We start from the raw sequence: 4987 nt of genomic DNA on the forward strand, positions 1-4987 counted from the left end.
CCCCCGGACCGACTGCCGGTCCGGGGGCGTCGCGCGCGTACGAGGCGGTGGGGGGCACCCCGCAGCGGGTCTGGTGCGGACGGGTCGTCGTCAGAGCCCGTCGACGTGCGGGCCCACCGTGCCCGACCAGTTGTTGCCGTTGGCGGCGTCCCAGTTGGTGGACCAGGTCATGGCGCCGCGGATGCCGGGGTATGTCCGGTCCGGCTTGAAGTTCCCGCAGTTGGTGCCCTTGGCCAGGCAGTCCAGGGCCGCCGTCACCACGCCGGGGGCGACGTAGCCGGAACCCGCGGCGCGGGATGAGGCGGGGGTGCCGAGGCCGACCTGCGAGGCGTCGAGGCCGCCCTTGAGCTGGATGCAGGCGAGCGCGGTCAGGAAGTCGACCGAGCCCTGGGAGTAGACCTTGCCGTCGCAGCCGAGCATCGAACCGCTGTTGTAGTACTGCATGTTGACGACGGTCAGGTAGTCCTTGATGTTGAGCGCCGTCTTGAAGTACTCGGTCGAGGTCGACTGCATGTCGATGGTCTGCGGTGCCATCGTCACCACGACATCGCTCTTCTGCGCGTGGATCGTGTTGAGCGCCTTGGTCATGTACGTGGAGTTGAGGCCGTTCTCCAGGTCGATGTCGACGCCGTCGAAGCCGTACTCGTTCATCAGGGCGACGATGCTGTCGGCGAACGCCGTGGCCGCGGCGTCGCTCGCGACGCTGACGTTGCCCTTCTCGCCGCCGACCGAGATGATCACGGACTTGCCCGCGGCGTGCTTCGCCGCGATGTCGGCCTTGAACTCCTCCTCCGAGCCGTAGCCGGTCGCCGGGTCGAGGGTGAAGTCGACCTGGCCCGGCGTGCCGGTGGCGTCCGCGAAGGAGACGGCGACGATGTCGTAGGCGGCCGGCAGGTCGGAGAGCTTCTGGGTCGTGGCGCCGTTGTCGAAGTTCTGCCAGTAACCGGTGACGGCGTGTGCGGGTACCGCGGAGGCGCCCACCCCGGTGGTGGCTGCTGCGGTGGTGGAGGGTGCCCGTTCGGCGGCGTTCGCCGTGCCGAGGGCGAGCAGCCCGCCGGCGGTCAGTGCCCCCGCGGCCACTGCCGCGAGAATCCGTGACCTGGTGCGGATGCGGGAGTGCGTACTGGTTTCTGATCTGGCGCGTGCCACAACTGCCTCCGTGGTGGGGGGACTTGGGGAGGTGGTGCCGAGTGTGGTGCGCGCGGGGCCCTGCGCGTGCTCACAACGTGGTCCAGACCAATGCGGTTGTCAAGACCTCTGGCAGCGGTTGTTGACTGGCTTGTGACCCGGCTCGTGCCCTTGTGCTGAATGTCTCCGGAGTATTGGATGCGCCGAGCAGCACTCCTCAACGAACGGGCACCAGTAAAAAGGCGGTAGGCGAAATGGCAACGGAAGACAGCAAGACGGCGGGGGCGGCATCCACCCCCGCCACGCCGCCCGCCCGGAAGTCCAGTTGGAAGATGATCGGCCCCGGCATCGTCGTCGCCGCGACCGGCGTCGGCGCGGGCGACCTGGTCTCCACCCTCATCGCGGGCAGCAAGTACGGCTACACCCTGCTGTGGGCCGCCGTCATCGGCTGCATAGTCAAGATCGCCCTCGCGGAGGCGACCGGCCGCTGGCACCTGGCCACCGGCCGCACCCTCTTCGACGGCTGGCGCACCCTCGGCCGCTGGACGACGATCTACTTCGCGGTCTACGTCGTCATCTGGGGCTTCGTCTACGGCGGCACCGCGATGTCCTCCTCCGGGCTGCCGCTGGCCGCGCTCTTCCCCGGTGTGCTCAGCCTCAAGGCGTGGGCGATCATCTGCGGGCTGTCCGGTCTCGTCTTCGTCTGGTTCAACCGGTACGCCGTCTTCGAGAAGGTCATGACGGTGCTGATCGGCGTCATGTTCGTGGTCGTCGTCTACCTCGCGATCCGCGTGACGCCGGACGTCGGCGCCACCTTCGCCGGGCTCGTCCCGGTGCTGCCGGAGGGCTCGGTCATCTACACCCTTGGCCTCGTCGGCGGCGTCGGCGGCACGATCACCTTGGCCGCGTACGGATACTGGGTGAACGCCAAGGGCTGGACCGACAGCAGCTGGATGAAGATGATGCGGCTCGACAACCGCGTCGCGTACATCACCACCGGCATCTTCGTCGTCGCGATGCTGATCGTCGGCGCCGAGCTGCTGCACGCCGGGCGGATCGCCCTGGCCGAGGGCGACCAGGGTCTGATCGATCTCGGGAAGATCCTCGAGGACCGCTTCGGCACCTTCACCGCCAACCTCTTCCTCGTCGGCTTCTTCGCCGCGTCCTACACCTCGCTGATCGGGGTCTGGCAGGGCGTCAGCCTGATGTTCGCCGACTTCGTGGAGCGGATCCAGGCGGCCCGCAAGGGTGCGGAGCAGTCCCACACGGAGACGGCCGAGGCGACCGTGCGCCGCGAGCGCTCCATGCCCTTCCGCCTCTACGTGCTGTGGCTGACGTTCCCGCCGATGACCCTGCTCTGGCTCGAGCAGCCCTTCGGTCTCGTCATCGTCTACGGCGCGCTCGGCGCCTTCTTCATGCCGTTCCTCGCGCTCACCCTGATCTGGCTGCTCAACTCCAGCCGTACACCGCGTGAATGGCGCAACGGCATCGTCAGCAACGTGCTGCTCGCCGCCTCCGGGCTGCTGTTCATCGCGCTGTGCGTGCAGCAGGTGCGGGAGCTGCCCTGGTAGTTGGCCGATCCGGCCCGGATGACACCGGCCCGCCCGATCCCGATTGACCTGCTCCCATAAGGGGGTATGGCAGGGGGAGCGGCGCGGGCCGGCTCCGTTGAGTTGTTCTCTGGCGTGGGCTCCGCCGATAGGGTGTGATGTCGTCGGATCGGCACGCTGATCCGGTACCTGGGCCCGCCGGCCCAGGACGAGGCTGGGGGGCGGGATGACTACTGCGCTGGCGGTCACCAGCCACGACCACATGCTGCCGCCGCCCGACCGGAACACCCCGCGCGCCCACGTCTTCAAATCGCCGGGGGAACAGCCGCTGGACGCCGCGCTCGCCGAGACCCAGCTGCTGATCGAGCAGCACGGTTACCTCGTCGTCGTACACCCCAACACGCTGCCCCGGCCCTTCCTGCACCGGCTGCACACGATCCGCTCCGTCCTGGAGAGCGACAGGATCGCCTTATTGCCGACCACGCTGCCGCCGCTGGGCATCGCCGTGCTGGTACGGCAGTTGCGGCAGCTGTCGCTGTGCGAGTTCAGCCCCGGCGTGCTGGGCGCCGCCGCCCGGCTGCTGGCGCACTACGTCTACTCCGGTGCGCTGCTCAACTCGGTCGCCAAGCTCGACCACGTGCCGGTCTCGCTCACCGCGCACGCCAAGTCCTGGATGCCGGGGGCCCAGTTCGCGGTGCTCGCCGCGCCGGCGCCGCAGCTCGTGCGGCTCACCGGCAGCGGCAACGAGGCCGACGGCACCCTCGCCGGACCGCGGTTCGCCACCCAGCTCACCGTCGCGACCGGCCAGCTCACCTCGGAGTGGGTGACCGGCACGCTGGCCCGGCAGTGGCAGGTCGGCGGCGTGCGGGAGGCGTATCTGCCCGGCGACTCGGCCCGTTGGTGGGGGACGGGCAAGCTCATCGAGTTCGCCGCCGCCATTCCGGACGTCTCCGTGCTCTACCAGCTCGTCTCCTCGGTGCGGCGCGACGAGTGCCACTGGTGCGGGCTCGAACTCATCGGGGACCGCTGCGCGTTCTGCGCCGCCCCCGCCGCGTCCGGGCCTGCCGCTCCGGCCACTCCCGTCGCCCACCGCTCGTCCCCGCACGCCCGTCACGCCGTCGTCGCCGATCCCCGAGGTCTGTAGTCCATGAATTCACGCCAGCGCCGTGGCGTCATCCTGCTGCTCGTTTCCGTGCTCTGCGCCCTGGGGGCGTTCGGGGGCGTGCTGGCGCTGATACGCAATGTGGAGGCCAGGGTCGGCCCCGAGGAGCCGGCGTACGAGCTGAAGGAGGACGTGCCCGCCTACCGGGCCCTGAGCGCCGAGCAGTTCACCAAGGTGTCCATGCCCGACCGCTGGCGGCCCGAGACGGCGGTCACCGACCTCGACGACGTACGCGGCAAGATAGCCACGAATCAGCTGCGCAAAGGGTCGCTCCTGCAGACCGACATGATGGCCGAGCGCCCCGAACTCAAACCCGGTGAGCAGGAGATCGCCATCATGATCGACGCCGAGACGGGCGTCGCGGGCAAGATCAACCCCGGCAGCAGGGTCAACATCTTCGCCACCTTCGCCGGCGAGCAGCAGCCCGGCGGCAAGGGGAAGTCGGCCAACCAGTCCAAGGTCATCGTCAGCGACGCGAAGGTCATCGACGTCGGCAAGCTCACCCCCTTCAAGGAGGGCGGTGACAGCAGCCAGGACCAGCGCACCCGGCAGCGGGAGCGGGACGGCGTACCGATCACGTTCGCCCTCTCCACGGCCGACGCCCAACGCGTCGCCTACGCCGAGTCCTTCGCCGAGCATGTACGGCTCGCCCTCGTCGCCCCGGGCGACGGCACCGAGATCCCCGACCGCGACCGTACGTACACGCTCACCGGGGACGAGTGAGGCAGGTATCAGCCGATGGTCATCCGCATCAAGCCGGCAGTCAGCGACCCGGACGCCGCCCGCACCGTGGCCGGCCTCCTCGGCCGGCTCCCCGACAGTGAGCCGGCGCCCCCCGCCATCGACTCCACCCAGCTGCTCGACACGCTCGCGCAGTTGGCCGGGGAGTCGCTGTCCGCGCTGCCCGAGGTCGTCCTCGTACACGAACTCATCGGCCCCCTCCCGGCCCTGGAGCTCATCCGCGAGGTCGCGCTCCGTTTCCCGGCCGTCGGGGTCGTCCTCCTCACCCGCGACACCAGCCCGCCGCTGTACTCGGCCGCCATGGACGCCGGCGCGCGCGGCGTGGTCGGACTGCCCCTGAGCTACGACGACCTCGCCGCCCGGGTCGGTGCCGCCGCCACGTGGGCGGCCGGCGTACGCCGGCACC

Annotated in this window: 4 protein-coding genes and 1 pseudogene; 4 read left to right on the top strand and 1 reads right to left on the bottom strand. The window is 69.8% G+C overall.

The genetic code is table 11. From position 1 onward, the window contains the following. Nucleotides 1–90: 90 nt before the first annotated feature. Nucleotides 91–1149 (bottom strand): chitinase, encoded by a 1059-nt coding sequence (locus ACRDP3_RS10095; protein WP_431516534.1) that lies wholly within the window; start codon nucleotides 1147–1149, stop codon nucleotides 91–93. Between the two features lie 233 nt (nucleotides 1150–1382). On the opposite strand from ACRDP3_RS10095, the gene ACRDP3_RS10100 reads away from it, so the two are divergent. The 4 genes and pseudogenes from ACRDP3_RS10100 to ACRDP3_RS10115 form a co-directional block, all read left to right on the top strand. Continuing rightward, nucleotides 1383–2699 (top strand): Nramp family divalent metal transporter, encoded by a 1317-nt coding sequence (locus tag ACRDP3_RS10100; RefSeq protein ID WP_431516535.1) that lies wholly within the window; start codon nucleotides 1383–1385, stop codon nucleotides 2697–2699. 205 nt (nucleotides 2700–2904) lie between these two features. Continuing rightward, the gene (locus tag ACRDP3_RS10105) at nucleotides 2905–3822 is read left to right on the top strand and encodes a hypothetical protein (protein WP_431516536.1); all 918 of its coding nucleotides are present in this window, start codon (nucleotides 2905–2907) and stop codon (nucleotides 3820–3822) included. Nucleotides 3823–3825: 3 nt separating this feature from the next. Further along, on the top strand, nucleotides 3826–4563 hold the full coding sequence (gene cpaB / locus ACRDP3_RS10110; RefSeq protein WP_431516537.1) for a Flp pilus assembly protein CpaB: 738 nt from the start codon (nucleotides 3826–3828) through the stop codon (nucleotides 4561–4563). A 15-nt stretch (nucleotides 4564–4578) separates the two neighbouring features. Further along, nucleotides 4579–4987, top strand: a pseudogene (locus ACRDP3_RS10115) (ParA family protein); the annotation flags it as partial.

Source organism: Streptomyces sp. (genome assembly GCF_050698815.1).
Taxonomy (GTDB): domain Bacteria; phylum Actinomycetota; class Actinomycetes; order Streptomycetales; family Streptomycetaceae; genus Streptomyces.